Here is a 15,416-nt window from a genome sequence, read left to right on the forward strand (position 1 = left end):
GGAGAGGGTGACGCCCGTGCTGGCCGACTCCTACGGACGAGTGGCGACCGACCTGCGGGTCTCGCTCACCGATCGCTGCAACCTCAGGTGCACCTACTGCATGCCACCGGAGGGCTTGGAGTGGTTGCCCAAGCCGGAACTGCTCACCGACGACGAACTCCTGCGCCTCATCCGCATCGGTGTCACCCGCCTCGGCATCACCGAGGTGCGCTTCACCGGCGGAGAACCCCTGCTCCGCCGAGGCCTGCCCGGCCTCGTCGCCGGAACCACCGCGCTGGAGCCCCGCCCCCACACCGCCCTGACCACCAACGGCATCGGACTGGCCCGCATGGCCCCCGCCCTCGCCGAGGCCGGGCTCGACCGCGTCAACGTCTCCCTCGACACCCTGCGCCCCGACGTGTTCGAGACCCTCGCCCGCCGCCGCAGGCTCGGCGACGTCCTCGAGGGCCTGGCGGGCGCCGCCCGGGCCGGGCTCACCCCCGTCAAGGTCAACGCGGTGCTCATGCGCGGAGTCAACGACGACGACGCCCCCGACCTGCTGCGCTTCTGCATTGAGCACGGCTACGAGCTGCGGTTCATCGAGCAGATGCCGCTGGACGCCCAGCACGGCTGGCGGCGCGACACCATGATCACCGCCGAGGAGATCCTCGCCACCCTCGAAACCGAGTTCACGCTCGACGCGGCCGACGCCGACACGCGAGGCAGCGCCCCCGCCGAGCTCTTCCACGTGCGCGGAGCCCGCTTCCCCAACGGGGAGCAGGCCACCGTCGGCGTCATCGGATCGGTCACCCGGCCCTTCTGCGGCGCCTGCGACCGCGTCCGCCTCACCGCCGACGGACAGGTGCGCAACTGCCTGTTCGCCCGCGAGGAGTCCGACCTGCGCTCCCTGCTGCGGGGCGGCGCCACCGACGAGGAGATCGCCCGGAGCTGGACCGCCGCGGTGTCCGCCAAGCTGCCCGGACACGGCATCAACGACCCCAGCTTCCTCCAGCCGTCCCGGCCGATGTCGGCCATCGGCGGCTGAGCCCCGCCCGCGGCACGCCACCGGTGCGCCCGGACCCCGCGCCCGCCCCGCCCTAAAATCCGTTGCCTCCTCAGACCGGCTCTGGCTTGATGTCCCAGGGGCGCGACCGCGTACGCGCCCCGTACGAACGACCGCGCAGGCCGTGCCGGGAAGGGGAGGTGGCCTGAACATGCCCTACACCGAGGTTTCCGGGGAACGCGTCCCCATCCGCATGTGGGCCGCGCCCGACGAGGTCGAGGCCGCGGCCATGGAGCAGCTGCGCAACGTCACCCGCGTGCCGTGGGTGCACGGACTGGCCGTCATGCCCGACGTGCACTACGGCAAGGGCGCCACCGTCGGATCGGTCATCGCCATGCGCGACGCGGTCAGCCCCGCCGCCGTCGGCGTGGACATCGGCTGCGGCATGACCGCCGTGCGCACCGACCTGACCGCCGAGCGCCTGCCCGACGACCTCCGGCGGCTGCGCTCCGCCCTGGAGGCCGTGATCCCGGTCGGCTACCACGCCCACGACGAACCGGTCGACCCCGCCGCCGTCCCCACCCTGCGCGAGGCCGACTGGTCCGGCTTCTGGGCGGGGTTCGACGCCCTGGCCGACGCCGTGCGCCCCCGCCGCGAGCGCGCCCTGCGCCAGATGGGCACCCTCGGCGGCGGCAACCACTTCCTGGAGGTGTGCCTGGACGACGGCGGCGCCGTGTGGCTGGTGCTGCACTCCGGGTCGCGCAACATCGGCAAGGAGCTGGCCTCCCACCACATCGAGCGGGCCCAGGCGCTGCCGCACAACCAGGACCTGCCCGACCGCGACCTGGCGGTGTTCGTCACCGGCACGCCCGAGATGGACGCCTACCGCCGGGACCTGTTCTGGGCCCAGGAGTACGCGCGGCGCAACCGCGACGTCATGATGGGCCTGGCCTGCCGCACCCTGGCCGAGCAGGTCCCGGGCACCCGCTTCGAGCAGTGGATCTCATGCCACCACAACTACGTGGCCGAGGAGACCTACGACGGGGTGGACGTGCTCGTCACCCGCAAGGGCGCCATCCGCGCCGGTAAGGGCGACCTCGGGATCATCCCGGGGTCCATGGCGACGGGCACCTACATCGTGCGCGGACTGGGCAACCCGGCCTCGTTCAACTCCGCCTCGCACGGGGCGGGACGGCGGATGAGCCGGAACAAGGCCCGTAGGACCTTCACCGAAGCCGACCTGGTCGAGCAGACCAGGGGAGTGGAGTGCCGCAAGGACCGGGGCGTCGTGGACGAGATCCCCGCCGCCTACAAGGACCTGGAGTCGGTGATCGAGGCCCAGGCCGACCTGGTCGAGGTGGTCGCCCACCTGCGCCAGGTGGTGTGCGTCAAGGGCTGAGGCGGTGCGCGGGTCCGGCCCCCGAGGCGTCCGCTTCCGGAGCGCTCCGTCCGCGCGGACGGCGTCCCGGGAGCGGCGTACCCTTCCCTGCATGGGACACCGACACCCGAGCAAACTCAAGAACTCCGAGGTGAGCCACGCCCGCGCCCGCTGGCTGCTGCGGGCGGAACTGGACGGCTGCGACGAGTGCCGCCGGGAGGGGGACCGCGAGGCCCTGGCCGACCTGGCCACCGGCGGCGTGTTCGACTCGCTCCTCACCGGGTTCGTGCTGTCCCGCACCCAGCACTGGTACTCCCCGAGCAGGCCGGTCACGTACCCGGCCACGGTGTACCGCATCGCCCCCGTCGAGGAGCGCGACTTCTGGCGCCAGCCCACCCAGCACTGCATGCGGGTGTGCACGGTGCGGGGCTCGGAGGGCACCAGCGTGGACACCGTGCCCGCGCTCAAGGAGCTGCGGCTGATGTCGATGGACCACCGCCGGACCGTCCTGGACGACGTGATGGACGGGCTCGCCGAGACGGAGGGGTGAGCGCGCCGCCGACGCCGTGGGCCATGCTGGAACCATGAACGAGACCCTGGACGCCGTCGTCCTCGCCGGGGGCGCGGCCCGCCGCATGGGCGGCGCCGACAAGCCCGGGCTGTCCGTGGCCGGACGCACCCTGCTGGAGCGGGTCGCCGACGCCGTCCGCGCCCACAACGCCGGGACGCGGGACGGGGGACGGGTGATCGTGGTCGGTCCGCCCCGCGAGAGCCCGCGCGCGCTCTACGTCCGCGAGGACCCGCCCGGCTCCGGCCCCGTGCCCGCGCTGCGCGCCGGACTGCCGCACGTGCGCACGCCCCGGTTCGCGCTGCTGGCCGCCGACCTGCCCCACCTGGAGCCCGGACACCTGGCCGCCCTGCGCGCCGCCGCCGACCAGGACGCCGACGGCGCGGGCGCGGTGTTCGCGGACTCGGCCGGACGCGAGCAGTGGCTCACCGGGGTGTGGCGCACCGGGACCGTGCGCGCCGCCCTCGCCGACTACCGGGGGCGCTCCCTGTACGGGCTGCTCGGCCCCCTCGCCCCCCGCGCGGTGGCCCTGGCCGACGACCTGGCCGTGGCCGACTGCGACACCCCCGACGACCTCGACCGGGCCCGCCGGATCCTGGAGCCGCCGACCGGCTGAGCGCCGCCCCGGGGTTGCGCGGGCTCGTCACGGTGGTCCATGATGTGCGCCATGACGATCAGGAAGGGCGGATCCCGCCCGGGCCGTTGAGCCCCACCGCGCCGACGTACGGGTCGGCCACCTCACTCCTCCGCTCCGTGGAGGACCGCGCCGTCTCCGTGCGCATGCGCGCCCTGGCGCTCCACGCCCGCGACCACGCGGGCACACCCCACCTCACCGGGATCCTCCGGCAGCTCGAAACCGCTGGTCACGGACGCCTCGCCGTGCACATGGCCGCAGCCGCGCGCGACACCGACACCCTGGCCCTGCATCTGGCCGGACCCGACCCCGAACTCCGCCGGGCCGCACTGCGCGCCCTTCGCGAGTCCTCCCTGCCCGACGAGGCCGTGCCGCCCGTTCTGGACGACGCGCCCACCGGTCTGCGCCGGGCCCTCTACCGCGCCCTGTACCACGCACGGCGCACCAGCCTCGCCGACTCCCTCCTGTCCCGCGTGCGCGCGGAGTACGGCGACGCCGAAGCCGCAGCCCTCCTGCCCGCGTGCTCACCCGAACGGGTCGCCGAAGACCTGCCCGGCCTCCGCCACGCCGTGCGTTCCTGGCGGCGGCTTGCCCGGCGCCACCCCGACGCCCTCCTGGACCTGCTCCGGGAGACGCACTCCCGGGGCGGCTGGACGTTCGAGCGCTTCACCGACCTGAGGCGCGTCCTCCAGGCGCTCGACCCCGTCCGACCGGCCGAACTCGCCACCCTGCTCGGGGAACTCGGCGAGAAACGCCGCAACCTCACGCTCCTCGCACCCCGCACCCACCGGCTGCTCCACCGCGACGGCGACCAACGCCACTACTCCACCCGCTATCCCGCCGGTCCCGGCGGCACCCGTGACATCCGCGGTCTGCTCAGGTACGCCAGGCACACCCCCGCGCAGGTCCTGCCCGTCCTGCGGGCCATGCCCCTGCCCGTGCGCACCGCCCACCTGGACCGGATCGCCCGGCGCGGGGACGGCCGCGGGGCGCTGCTCCTGCTGCCCTACCTCGACCTGCTTCCCCGAGACCGCGCCGAGGCCGAGGCCCGCCGCGCACTGGCGGAGACCACCGCCTTCCAGAGCCGCAGCACCCGCTACGGCGACCCCGACCAGGACTTGGACGCGATCGCCCACCTGCCCTACGGGGAGGCGGCAGGACCGCTGGAGGAGGCCGCCTCGGCCGGAGACCCCGCCCGCCGTGCGCGCGGCCTGGCCCGGCTGGTGGAGGCCACCGCCCGCACCGGCGACCCGGACCTGCTGGCCCGCGTGCTCGCCGAGCGGGCCGAGCGCTCCCGGGCCGAACGCGACCCGGTCCGCCGCTCCCTGCTGGGCGCCCTCTCGCGGGTCGCCCCCGCGCTGCTCGCACGGGCGTCCCTGCCCGCCCTGCACCGCGTGCTCGCCGACACCCTGGGCTCGCGCGACACCTCGGCCGACACCCGCCGGGCCCTGCGCGACCTGGCCGCAGCCCTGCTGCGCCACCCTCTGACCAGGCAGGACGCGGAGGCGGTGGACTGGGCGCTGGAGGCCTACGCCGGCCTGGTCGCGCGCTTCGGCGCGCGGGGGCTGGGCGAGCGGGGCCGTCCGCGCTCGCGCCCCCCGTGGTGGAGCGCGCCGGGCCGCCGGGCCGCCCGGATCGACCTGGACCCCGCCCTGGACCAAGTGCTGCCCCGGGGGCTGGAGCGGGAACTGTACCGGCGTCTGGCCCCGGCGCTCGACGACGCCCGCGCCCGGGGCGACCTCGGTCCCGCCGTCGCCCTGGCCCGCGAACTCGGCCGCCGCGTGCACGGGGTTCCGGAACTGCGCGAGCACCTGGCGGCCGCCCTCGGCCACGACGCGTCCGCTACGGGTTCCACAGACACCACGGACCCTTCTGGTATCGGGGGTGCCGTGGTTCCCACCGGAACCGGGAGTACCACCGGTCCCTCCAGCCTCCGGTACACCGGCGTCCCCACCACCGCGGAGGCCGCGGCCACCGCGCGCGAGGCGGCGCGGCTGTACCTGACCGGCCCCGGCGCCCGCGCCGACGCACGGGCGCTGTTCGACGCCGACCCCTCAACGGCCCGAGTTCCCCGGGTGTGGAGCCTCCTCGTCCGCCACGCCGAGCCGTCCGCGCTCCGCACCGCCTTCGACGCTGGCGGGCAGGGCCCCGCTCCCGACGCGGGCGCCTGGGTGCCCGACCTCGACCGGCGGACGGTCCGGGACTGGCCGGAGACACTGCGGGCCCGGGCCGCCGACCACCTGGCGGGGATCGCCGCCGACCCCTCCCAGGCGATCGACGACCGCGAGCGCGCCCTGCGGGGTCTGGGCGCGCTGCCCGGCGCGGCCGACCGGCTGGCCCCCTACCTCGACGGTCCCGACACGGTCCTGCGCGAGGCCGCCCTGAGCGCCCTCGGCCGCTGCGACGAGCTCGAACGCGCTCTGGGCCTGGTCCTGGCGCACGCCCACGGCCCCCGGTCCCGGGCCGCCGGTCCGGCGATGTCGCGCTGCGCGACGGGTGTCGCCCCCTCCCGCCTCGGTCCGGCGCTGTGCCGTGTCCTGGACGGTCCGGCCAAGGTCACCGTCCGCAAGACGGCCGCCCGGCTGCTGGAGCACCACCGCCCGCCCGGCGGGATCGAGCACCTCGCCCGTGTCCTGGACACCGGCGACGGACCGCACCGGGACGTGCGCGCGGCCGTGGCGGGCGCGCTCATGCGCGCCCTGGACCACCCCGCCGCGCTGCCCGCCCTGACCCGAGGCGCGCCCGGGTTCACGCCGATGGAGATCCAGTTCGCCGTGTTGCGGGTCTCTCCGCTGACCTGTCCGCCGTCGCGGAGGAAGGGTGCCGCCCTGGTGGTGGCCTCGCTGCCGGAGCCCTCCCGCGACCACTGGCGGTTCCCCGGCTGGACCAGCCGCTGGGCGCCCTGGACCGACCACGACCCGGACGCGCTGGCCGAGGCCGTGTGCGACATGGACCGGGACGGCGAGCGGGCGGTCCGCGCCTTCGAACAGCTGCTCCTGGACGGACGCGGGACCGACCGGATCAGCGGGATGCTGGCCCGGCTCCTGAGGGCCGTTCCCGGACCCGGGCACGGGGTGCCCGCACGCGGGCCCCGCCGGGAGGCGGAGGACTCCGCCCACCGGAGGGTGAAGAGGCTGGTCGGGCTCCTCCAGAGCCGGATGTCGAAGGACGGGGAGCGGGATCCCGTGCTGGAGGAGCAGGCGGACGCTGTGCTCGGCATGCTCGGGATCCGGAGGGAGTACGCCCCCGAGGCGCTCCTCCTCGTCCAGCGCAGGCTCGCGACCGAGTGCGACGCCCCGGACGGCGCTCCCCGGGCGCGGCGGCTCGTGGACCTGCTCCTGGCCGGTGCCCACCTGCTGGCCCGGGGGCCCGTCGGCCGGTGGGAGCTGGACCGGCTCCTGACGCCGCTCCAGCCCTCCTACGGCGCGTCGGAGGTCGAACCGCGGACGCGGGAGGAGGTGGTGCGCCGCCTGTTCGCCGCGGCCTCGGCGACACGGGGCGCGCCGGGGGAGACGGCGGCCCTCCTGGGACTGCGCCTGGTGGAGCGGGCGGGCGCCGAGACCGGCTGGGCCGGGCCCTGGCCGCAGCTGCTCTCCCGCGCGGGCGACCTCGGCCATGAGAGGGTGCGCGACGCGGCCTGGCGGATGGTGGTGTAGCGGAGTCCTCCCGGGCGGGGCGGGCGCGGACCGCGCCCGCCCCGCCCGGAAGGGGCGGACCGTCGCGGAGTCCCACGCCGATCCCGTTACCCGGAGGGCGCGACGGCGGGTCCCGCCAGCCGATCAGCCCTCGAACTCGTCCATGGGGACGGTCTCGCGCAGGAACCCCCGCATGTCCAGGAAGGAGGACAGGTACTCGCGGTGCTCGTCGCAGGCCGTCCACACCTTGCGCCGGTCGGGGGTGTGCAGCTTGGGGTTGTTCCACACCAGCGCCCACGTCGCCTCGGCGCGGCACCCGCGCCGCGAGCACTGCGTCTCCGCCGGTTTACCCAATGCTGACCCCCAAGCCGGGAAACTGCCTCCATGGTCAAGCCACGGGCACGTTCGGGTCTTCGCCTCCGGCCGCCCGCGCGGGCGGCCCGGGGCCGGACGCAAGGCGACGCCGGGTGGTTACGGGGGCAAACCACCCGGCGTCGCAGGCGGTGCTCCAACGGGGGCTCGGAACACCGCTCCCGCGCTCCGACGGGGGACCGAAGCGCTAGGACCCAATGTACACCGATGCCCCCCGGTGTACGTCAAGAGTCAGTTACGACGTTGTCTCGGGAGAGTCCCGCCGATACAGGGTCTTAAGTCCCATGCCGTCAACTACCTGGCATTTCGCTTATATCGCCTGGTATGCGGGGTGCGATCACGGGTCAAGCCAGCCCCAACAGCGTTCCCCGGAAGCCCCCGCCAACGGCAAAGCGCCCGGCCCCTCCGCGTCGGCGCGAGGCGGGTGCGCCGGGAGGGCTCCGTGTGGTTCCGGGGGATTGGGGGGAGGCAGGAGGCGGGGGGTCGCGCTCCGCGCGGCCGAGAATCGACCACGCAGGGGGTCCCACATGTCCCACAACACCTACCGCGTCACGGAGATCGTCGGAACCTCGCCGCAGGGGATCGACCAGGCCATCCGCAACGGCATCGACCGCGCCTCGGCCACGCTGCGCGGCCTCGACTGGTTCGAGGTCACCGAGATACGCGGCCACATCGAGGAGGGCGACGTCGCCCACTTCCAGGTCGGCCTCAAGGTGGGCTTCCGCCTGGAGGAATGAGGACGGGCGGTCGCGGTCACGGCCCGTGTCCGCCGTGACCGCGACCGCCTCACCCCTCGTGCCCGCGGCGGTCCCCCGGTCTTCTGTCCCCGCGGCCGCTCCCGTGCCCGCACCCGCGCGCTCCGTCGTGGCCCCGGCTGCCTTCCCCGGCGCCCGCCGCGGCTTTCCGGCCGTCGTCGCTCCGTGCGCGGCCTCCCGCCCGCGCCGTCGCGTGCGACCCGTGGACGGGGGGCCGGGCCCGGCCCCCTCACCCGCCCTCGGGGGCCTCCTGCCCGCGCTGCACGTCCACGTGCACGTGGTCCAGGTGGCGCAGGATCTCGTTGTCGGGGTCGGCCTTGTAGTCGCGCCACCCCAGCGACGGGAAGCTCGTGCTCCAGATCCGGTCGTCGAAGATGATCACGTCGATCTCGTAGTCCGGGGCGTGCGCGATCAGCCAGTGCGCCATCACCCAGCCCGCGCGGCGGTTGTCCTCGTTGACCGGCCGGTAGAAGACGTCGATCGCGCGGCCGTCGTAGTGCGCCGAGTCGTCGCCGTGGCCGGTGTCGAAGCCGCCCGGCTCGTAGCCGCCCAGGCTCAGGCCGGAGAAGTGCGCCTCCATGCCCTCCAGCAGGTGCTGGGCGCGCGGCTTCAGGCCCGAGGGCTCCAGCCCCTCCTGTACCTCCAGGTCCGGGTTCTTGGTGGAACGACAGGTCAGCGAGGGTCCGGCGTCCTCCTCCGGGCCCTCCTCCAGCAGCGTCATCACCGTCTCGGGGATGTCGCTGGTGTCGGGCGCCCCGATCGGGGCGCTGTCGCCCTGCACGGCGACGGCGGCCGCGGTGGTCGCCCGCCGGGCCTGGTCCCGGTCCAGGCGGACGTGCACCTCGCCCGTCCACACCGAGCACTCCGGTCCCCAGGGCGTCGAGGCGGGGAACAGGTCGATGTTGCGCGCCACCCAGCGCGCGCTCACGACGGCGACGACGGCCAGCACCAACAGAACGGCCACGGCCATGAGCACGCCGGTCCACCGGCGTTCGGGCCGCGAGCTGCTGTGTGTCATGCCCCGCTCCTCCGTGTTCGTGCCGGGCGGTGCCCTCACCGCCGGCGCGTTTTCAGAGAGACAACTCCCGGGAGGACCCTCGGGTTTCCGGCACCGCGGACATTTTTCCCCCGTCGGGGCGGCTCTACCGTCCCCGGAGGCGGCCGTCGCGGGTCACCGGATCGACCACAGGACGAACAGCCCGCCCAGGACCAGGGTCAGCGCCCAGATCCGGTCCATGGTCACACCGCGCCAGCGCAGCGCGTGCACCCCCAGGAAGTCGTGCGCGAGCAGCGCCGCGACCCCCGCCGCGCCCAGCATCGCCAGTGTGTGCACGCCGGTCGCGGCCAGGCCGACCAGGGTCGCGTCCCAGAGGGTCCAGGCCCCCTCGGCCACCGCCCCGCCCGCCGTCTCCGCGCCAGTGCCTCCGGCCGTCTCCGCCGCCGGGCCCTCTCCTCCGCCGTCTCCGCCCGCCAGGGCCGGTTCCCGCGCCCCGCCGCCCGGGGCCGCGTCCTCCTCCGCGGGGGCGCCGTGCCCGCCGTGTCCGCCGGAGTGCGTGTGCGCGAGTCGGCCCGCCAGCACCGGCATCACCATCAGCCCCGCGCCGTGCGCCGACGACATCAGGAACGACCACGCCGACAGCTGCCACAGCGGCAGCCGCACCTCGCGCCAGTGGAAGTGCCGACGCGACAGCAGCATCACCAGCCCCACCAGAACGATCAGTGTGCCGCCCGCCACCGGAAAGAGCACCGACGCGGTGACCGAGCCGGTGGCGGTGATGGCCACGGCCGCCACCGCCACGCTCGCGGCGTGCCCGGCGGCGATGGCGGGCAGCGACCGCAGCACCTCCGCGCGACCGCCCTCCTGGAGGCCGCGGCTCACGGCCAGCAGCCAGCCCATGCCCGGGTGCAGGCCGTGGAAGGCGCCCAAAGCGACGAGGGTCCAGATCTGCGCGGGGGTCACCGCGTCAGGGTCACACGGCGGTGAGCGGCCCGCAACGGTCCGCGTTCCTCTGACCGACACCGGTCACGCGGGGTTGCGCGCGGCCCCCGCTGGGGAGCGGGGGCCGCGCACCGGGTTCAGCGCCCGGTCAGGGGCACAGGGCCTCCAGGTTGCTGGGCTCCTCGCCCACCTGGCGGCCCGGATCGGCGGGCTCCTCCTCGTCGAGGCCCGTGTACTCCTGCCACTCGGTCAGCCCGTCGTCCTCCGTGGGCTCGGCCGGCTCGGAGGGCGCGGCGGACTCCTCCTCGGAGGGGGCGCCGGAGGGCTCGGCGGCCACGTCGTCGCCCTCGGGCCCGCCACCGGTGATGGCCTCGGCGACCAGTGCCTTGACCTGCTCCCAGTCCGGGTTGGCCGTGTTGACCTGGGGAGGCGACAGCTGGAACGTGCTCATGCTCCCGGTGTCGGTGACCCTGTCGGCGAGTTCGACGAACGCGGGCACCTTGGCCTGGGGGATGTCCGTGCTCAGGGTGCGCTCGGTGGCGCCCGCGAGCCTGCGGTAGCTCGTCAGGACGGTCATCGGGTCCACCTGCTCGGCCACGTACTTGATCAGGCAGCCCTGGCGGCCCATCCGGCCGTAGTCGTCGCTGTTGGTCCGCGAGCGGCCGTACCAGAGCGCGTCGTGGCCGTCGAGGCGGCGCAGGCCCGGCTCCAGCACCCCGCCGTGCACGCCGTAGGGGATCGGCTCCTCGATGAGCACCTCCACGCCGCCGATCGCGTCGATCAGGTCGCGGAAGCCCATCATGTCGACCATCGCGTAGTAGCCGATCTCCAGGTCGAGGTTGTACCCGATGACCTTCTTGAGGGTGTCGGCGGAGGGGTTGGCCGCGTCCGGGTTGAGCGCCAGCTCCTCGGGCTCCTCGGCCACCGTCTGGTACACGTCGTTGAGCAGCAGGTCGAAGCCGTAGGGCTCGGGGTAGCGCTCGGCCAGGGCGCTGTCCTCCGGGAAGTGCACGTTCTCCAGGTTGCGCGGCAGTCCCACCAGCACGGTGTCGCCGGTCGCGGTGTCCATGCTGGCCACCATCATGCTGTCGGTGCGCACCCCGTAGCGGTTGTCCGCGGAGTCCGCGCCGATCAGCAGCACGTTGACCCGCTCCTGGCCGTTCCAGGGGTCGGCCTCGTCGTGCGGGGGCATGAGGGGGTCCTCCTCGGCGTGGAAGACGCTGTTCAGCGTCTGGTAGGCCGTGTAGCCGCCGTGCAGCGCCAGCGCCGAGGGCGCCGCGACGGTCAGGCACAGCAGCAGCACCACGGCCGCGCCGAGCACCCGCGAGTTCCGGGGCGCCCCGGCGGGCCGGGTGATCACCCACGAGTGCACGATGACCGTCAGCCACAGCACCGCCACGACGAACACCACGCCCATGGCTCCCAGCAGCCACTGATCCTGGAGCGCCATGGTGGCCAGCCGCGCCATGGTGTTCGCCTCGTCGGCGCCCAGCCGCCACGCCCACACGACCAGCCCCAGGATCCCGGCCAGGTAGACCCCCAGGATCACCGCGCCCGCGACCCTGCGGCGCATCCGCAGGTGGGCCAGCCCGGGGAGGGGAACCGACGCCGCGGTCCACAGCAGCGCCCGGCCCGTACCCGGGCGCGCGGGCGCCTCGTCCCGCTGATCGTCCTCCGCTGTCACCGGTGGTTCCTCTCCAGCCGCGGGGCGGACCGCCCCGTTGTCTTCACCGTGCCCGCCGCGGTCGCCGTGCGGTGCCACGCCGCGGGCACGGACTCGTGTCCGAAACCTTTGTTATGTACACGCCGGAGAAGGGTCGTCCGATTCCCCTACGGGCCTACCCGTGCTTTTCGGACGTACCGTGCGGGCCGTCCTCCTCCGGGCGTGGAGAGCCCGCGGGGTGCGTGTGCGGGCCCGACAGTTCTCAGTGTGGCGCTTTGCGCGGGTTTGTGTGCACCGCTACTCAGTCATGAGGGATGTTCTATACAAGTCTGTTATGTGTCTCGCACGCGGTGGATGGGGCGTTGGCCGACCCCTCCGGCACCGCCAAAGGGGGAGATCAACCGATTTCTTTGGCGATCAGTAGTGCGCGCTCGCCGCAGCTGCGATGATCTGGCCGCAGGAGGGGGCGCCGTCCGGGGGAAGGGCGGCGTCATGGGAACGAAAGGCAAGCCATCGTGCTCGATGCGGTTGACACCGCGCTCATGCGCGCGCTGCAAGGGGACGGCCGAGCGACGTTCCAGGCACTGGCCGACGGGGTCGGCCTGTCGAGGACCGCGGTACGCGCCAGAGTGCGCCAGCTCGTGCAGTCCGGGGCGATCAGGATCGTCGGGGTGCTGCACGCCGGGGTCGTGGGAATGGAGGTCCTCAGCCACGTGTCGTTCCGCGTCAGCGGCCCCGTGGGGCCGATGCTGGACGCGCTGGGGGAGAGGGAGGCGGTGACCTTCGCCGCGCACTCGGCCGGGCGGTTCCCGGTCGTGGCGCAGGTACGCGTCGCCGACGACGCCGCCCTGACCAAGGAGCTCTCGGAGCTGCGCGCGCTGCCGGGGGTGGACGGCGCGGAGGTCTTCCGCGCCAACTCGGTGTTCAAGGACGCCCACAGCAGTGTGCGGGAGCTGCGCGACATCGAACTGGACGCCCTGGACTGGCGCCTGGTGCGGCAGCTGCTCAGGGACGGCAGGTCCTCCTACGCGGACCTCGCCCGCCAGGTGGGGCTGTCGCAGGCCGCGGCCCGCTCGCGGGTGGTGCGGCTGCTCGACTCGGGCGTGGTGCACGTGACCGCGCTGGTGGAGCCCACGGCGGTGGGGGCCAACGAGCGGCTCGGTTTCGGCCTGCGCTGCCGGGGCGACGCCGAACTGCTGGGGGCCGCGCTGGCGAACATGCCCAGGATCTCCTTCCTGGCCAGCGGTTTCGGGCGCTACGACGTCATCGGCACCCTCACCGCGCCCGACCGCTGCCAGCTGGTGGAGGCCCTGGAGGGGGTGCGCGCCACCCCGGGGGTCGGCTACGTGGAGTCCTGGGACCACCTGTCGGTGCGCAAGGAGCGCAAGGGGGGCGACCGTCCCCTGGAGTGGGTCGCGCCCTAGGGGTCGACGATCCGCGGCGCGACGCGCGGAGAGGGGCGCGCCGCGGGCCGGTGACCCCGGCGGCGGGCACGCTGGGTAGGCGCGGGCGGCCTCTTCCGTCCGTATCTGTAACCAGCGGTAGCATTTTTACGTGTTTCCGGCGTGCATGGCTTGCGTCACGCTTAAGTTACCGGTGAGTATGGGAAGGGGTCGGTCCGTACCGGCCGCACCGGGCGCGGGTGTAGTGGGAGGCTGACGTGGCATTGGCGGAAACGTTGACGGCTGTGGGCACGGTGGCGCTCGCGCGGTGCGGCGGCCGACCGTTCGGGACGCACCTGTTCTCCGTCTGGCCGGGGGCCGCCTTCGCGGCGACCGCCTTCCCGGTCCGCTGCACCCCGGGGGACAACCTCGCCATCCACGTCGCGGTGGCCCAGGCCCCGCCCGGCTCCGCCCTCGTGGTGGACGTCGCGGGGGAGGCCGAGTACGGCTACGTGGACGAGATCCTGGCCGTGGCCGCGAGCACCCGCGGGGTCGCGGGCATCGTCCTGGACGGCTGCGTCCGCGACATCGCGGCCATCGCCCGGTGCGCCCTGCCGGTCTTCGGGGCCGGGGTCGCGGTCCGTGAGGCCGCGCACGAGGCGGGCGGCTCGGTGGGCCGCCAGATCAGCATGACGCCGGGCGGCCCCGCGCCCCTGCCGGTGCGCCGGGGCGACTGGATCGTCGCCGACGACGACGGCGTGGTGTGCCTGCCCCGGGGGCAGGTCGGCTCCATCATCGCCGCGACCGTGGACAGCGTCTCGCGCGAACGCGAGATCATCGACGCCGTCTACGCGGGGGAGAGCACCCTGGACCTGCTCGGCCTGGACCCCTCGCGGGTCGCGGGCTGGGAGGACCGCTCCGAGCACCGCTCGCGGCGCCCGGGGCGTCCGCGGACCCTGGGCGCCCTGCGCGACACCGCCGCGCGCGGCGCCGAGGGGCATCCTGCGGCCCGTTCGCGGTTCTCGCCGCGCTCCGCCGTGGGCGACCCCCGGGAGTGAGCCGCAAGGCCCCTCAGCGGCGGCCGGGGGCCGAGCCGGAAGGCGTTCCCCGGCCCCGGGACGCCCACGGCCGCGCGGCGCGCCCGCCGGGCCCGCACGGGCCTTCTGGGGCGGACGGAACCCGGTGCGGACGCACCGGCCCGGAAGCGCGTGGGAACGCTCCCAGGCCTTGGGGGCGCCGCCCGGCCGGACGGGGGCCGACGCGGGCCGCTCAGTCCTCGGTGAACGAGAGCAGCTCGTCGATGTAGCAGGTGGCCTCCCGCGCGGCCCCGGCCGCGTCGGCGTCGCGGATCGCCTCGGTCAGCTTGGAGTGGTCCACGCCGTCGGTGGCCGAGGAGGGCCGGTCGGTCGCCTCGGCGCCCTGCTCGTAGGCCGTGTGCGCGATGCTCGCGTACACCACCTGCGCGATGTCGTCGTACAGGTCGATGAGCAGGGTGTTGTGGGTGGCGTTGACCACCGCGCGGTGGAACGTGAAGTCCGCCTCCACGAACGCGCCCATGTCGCGCTCGCGCCAGGCGGCCTCCCGCAGCGCCATGGCGCGGTCGATGTCGGCCATGTCCTCCTCGCTGTGGCGCAGCGCGGCCAGCCGGGCCGCCTCCACCTCCAGCGCGCGGCGCACCTCCAGGTTCTCCCGCAGGCGGGAGCGCTCCAGACGGCGCCGCAGGGCGCCGCCGAGTTCGCTGGAGGCCCGCACGAAGGTGCCCGCCCCCTGGCGGATCTCCAGCAGCCCGGCGTGGGCCAGGGCGCGCACCGCCTCGCGGACGGTGTTGCGGCCCACCTCCAGCTGGTCGGAGAGCTCCGACTCGGTGGGGATGCGGTCGCCCACACCCCACTCGCCCGAGTCGATCTGTGCTCGTAACTGACTGATGACCTGGTCGACGAGACCGGTCCGGCGTGTCGAGGCGAGGGGCACGCGTATACCTCCTAGGGGCGGGTCGCCGGATGACTGGGCCAGCGCACAGGTACGGAACGGTTAAGGCCGGAGCTTAGACCAGTTGCGGTCGGGAATTGGCTTCGAACGATAATGCGTTATCCTCATGAAGTACATCG

At 74.5% G+C, this 15,416-nt stretch carries 13 protein-coding genes; 8 read left to right on the forward strand and 5 right to left on the reverse strand.

The genetic code is table 11. The annotated features are described in order from the left end of the window. The first annotated feature begins 16 nt into the window (after window positions 1-16). From moaA to UIS43_RS00790, 5 genes are all read left to right on the forward strand, one after another. Window positions 17-1,024 (forward strand): GTP 3',8-cyclase MoaA, encoded by a 1,008-nt coding sequence (gene moaA, locus UIS43_RS00770; protein ID WP_370013213.1) that lies wholly within the window; start codon window positions 17-19, stop codon window positions 1,022-1,024. A 169-nt stretch (window positions 1,025-1,193) separates the two neighbouring features. Next, on the forward strand, window positions 1,194-2,381 hold the full coding sequence (locus UIS43_RS00775) for an RtcB family protein (protein WP_071621809.1): 1,188 nt from the start codon (window positions 1,194-1,196) through the stop codon (window positions 2,379-2,381). 91 nt (window positions 2,382-2,472) lie between these two features. After that, on the forward strand, window positions 2,473-2,910 hold the full coding sequence (locus UIS43_RS00780) for a hypothetical protein (protein ID WP_013152451.1): 438 nt from the start codon (window positions 2,473-2,475) through the stop codon (window positions 2,908-2,910). Between the two features lie 34 nt (window positions 2,911-2,944). Further along, window positions 2,945-3,544 (forward strand): NTP transferase domain-containing protein, encoded by a 600-nt coding sequence (locus tag UIS43_RS00785; protein WP_358455635.1) that lies wholly within the window; start codon window positions 2,945-2,947, stop codon window positions 3,542-3,544. Window positions 3,545-3,681: 137 nt separating this feature from the next. Continuing rightward, a complete protein-coding gene (locus UIS43_RS00790; RefSeq protein ID WP_370012176.1) occupies window positions 3,682-7,218 on the forward strand; it encodes a hypothetical protein in 3,537 nt (1,178 codons plus the stop codon). A gap of 123 nt (window positions 7,219-7,341) precedes the next feature. Here the strand turns inward: UIS43_RS00790 and UIS43_RS00795 are convergent, their stop codons facing one another. Beyond that, the gene (locus UIS43_RS00795; protein WP_013152454.1) at window positions 7,342-7,551 is read right to left on the reverse strand and encodes a hypothetical protein; all 210 of its coding nucleotides are present in this window, start codon (window positions 7,549-7,551) and stop codon (window positions 7,342-7,344) included. 545 nt (window positions 7,552-8,096) lie between these two features. On the opposite strand from UIS43_RS00795, the gene UIS43_RS00800 reads away from it, so the two are divergent. Beyond that, complete coding sequence (locus UIS43_RS00800) at window positions 8,097-8,306, forward strand: dodecin (RefSeq protein ID WP_013152455.1); 210 nt, start codon at window positions 8,097-8,099, stop codon at window positions 8,304-8,306. Between the two features lie 247 nt (window positions 8,307-8,553). On the opposite strand, the gene UIS43_RS00805 is transcribed toward UIS43_RS00800, so the two are convergent. The 3 genes from UIS43_RS00805 to UIS43_RS00815 all read right to left on the reverse strand — a co-directional run bounded on the left by UIS43_RS00805 (window position 8,554) and on the right by UIS43_RS00815 (window position 11,947). Next, window positions 8,554-9,342: a hypothetical protein gene (locus tag UIS43_RS00805; RefSeq protein ID WP_370012177.1), complete on the reverse strand. Its 789-nt coding sequence runs from the start codon at window positions 9,340-9,342 to the stop codon at window positions 8,554-8,556. A 153-nt stretch (window positions 9,343-9,495) separates the two neighbouring features. Continuing rightward, window positions 9,496-10,284, reverse strand: coding sequence for a hypothetical protein (locus UIS43_RS00810; RefSeq protein WP_013152457.1), 789 nt, complete (start codon window positions 10,282-10,284; stop codon window positions 9,496-9,498). Window positions 10,285-10,411: 127 nt separating this feature from the next. Next, entirely contained in the window at window positions 10,412-11,947 is a 1,536-nt protein-coding gene (locus UIS43_RS00815) for an LCP family protein (protein ID WP_071621814.1), read from the reverse strand. 494 nt (window positions 11,948-12,441) lie between these two features. On the opposite strand from UIS43_RS00815, the gene UIS43_RS00820 reads away from it, so the two are divergent. Both UIS43_RS00820 and UIS43_RS00825 read left to right on the forward strand, forming a co-directional pair. Then, window positions 12,442-13,350 (forward strand): Lrp/AsnC family transcriptional regulator, encoded by a 909-nt coding sequence (locus tag UIS43_RS00820; protein WP_370012178.1) that lies wholly within the window; start codon window positions 12,442-12,444, stop codon window positions 13,348-13,350. Between the two features lie 263 nt (window positions 13,351-13,613). Further along, the gene (locus UIS43_RS00825; RefSeq protein ID WP_041552506.1) at window positions 13,614-14,366 is read left to right on the forward strand and encodes an RraA family protein; all 753 of its coding nucleotides are present in this window, start codon (window positions 13,614-13,616) and stop codon (window positions 14,364-14,366) included. Window positions 14,367-14,577: 211 nt separating this feature from the next. On the opposite strand, the gene UIS43_RS00830 is transcribed toward UIS43_RS00825, so the two are convergent. Next, entirely contained in the window at window positions 14,578-15,279 is a 702-nt protein-coding gene (locus tag UIS43_RS00830; protein WP_013152461.1) for a FadR/GntR family transcriptional regulator, read from the reverse strand. Window positions 15,280-15,416: the final 137 nt, after the last annotated feature.

The sequence above is a fragment of the Nocardiopsis sp. LDBS0036 genome, from assembly GCF_041228755.1.
In the GTDB taxonomy this organism is placed as follows: Bacteria; Actinomycetota; Actinomycetes; order Streptosporangiales; family Streptosporangiaceae; genus Nocardiopsis; species Nocardiopsis dassonvillei.

Bases quoted from the DNA above. Each gene is read 5' to 3' on its own strand.
- UIS43_RS00775 (WP_071621809.1), top strand. From the start codon at position 1,194: ATGCCCTACACCGAGGTTTCCGGGGAACGCGTCCCCATCCGCATGTGG.
- UIS43_RS00780 (WP_013152451.1), top strand. From the start codon at position 2,473: ATGGGACACCGACACCCGAGCAAACTCAAGAACTCCGAGGTGAGCCAC.
- UIS43_RS00785 (WP_358455635.1), top strand. From the start codon at position 2,945: ATGAACGAGACCCTGGACGCCGTCGTCCTCGCCGGGGGCGCGGCCCGC.
- UIS43_RS00800 (WP_013152455.1), top strand. From the start codon at position 8,097: ATGTCCCACAACACCTACCGCGTCACGGAGATCGTCGGAACCTCGCCG.
- UIS43_RS00805 (WP_370012177.1), bottom strand. From the start codon at position 9,342: ATGACACACAGCAGCTCGCGGCCCGAACGCCGGTGGACCGGCGTGCTC.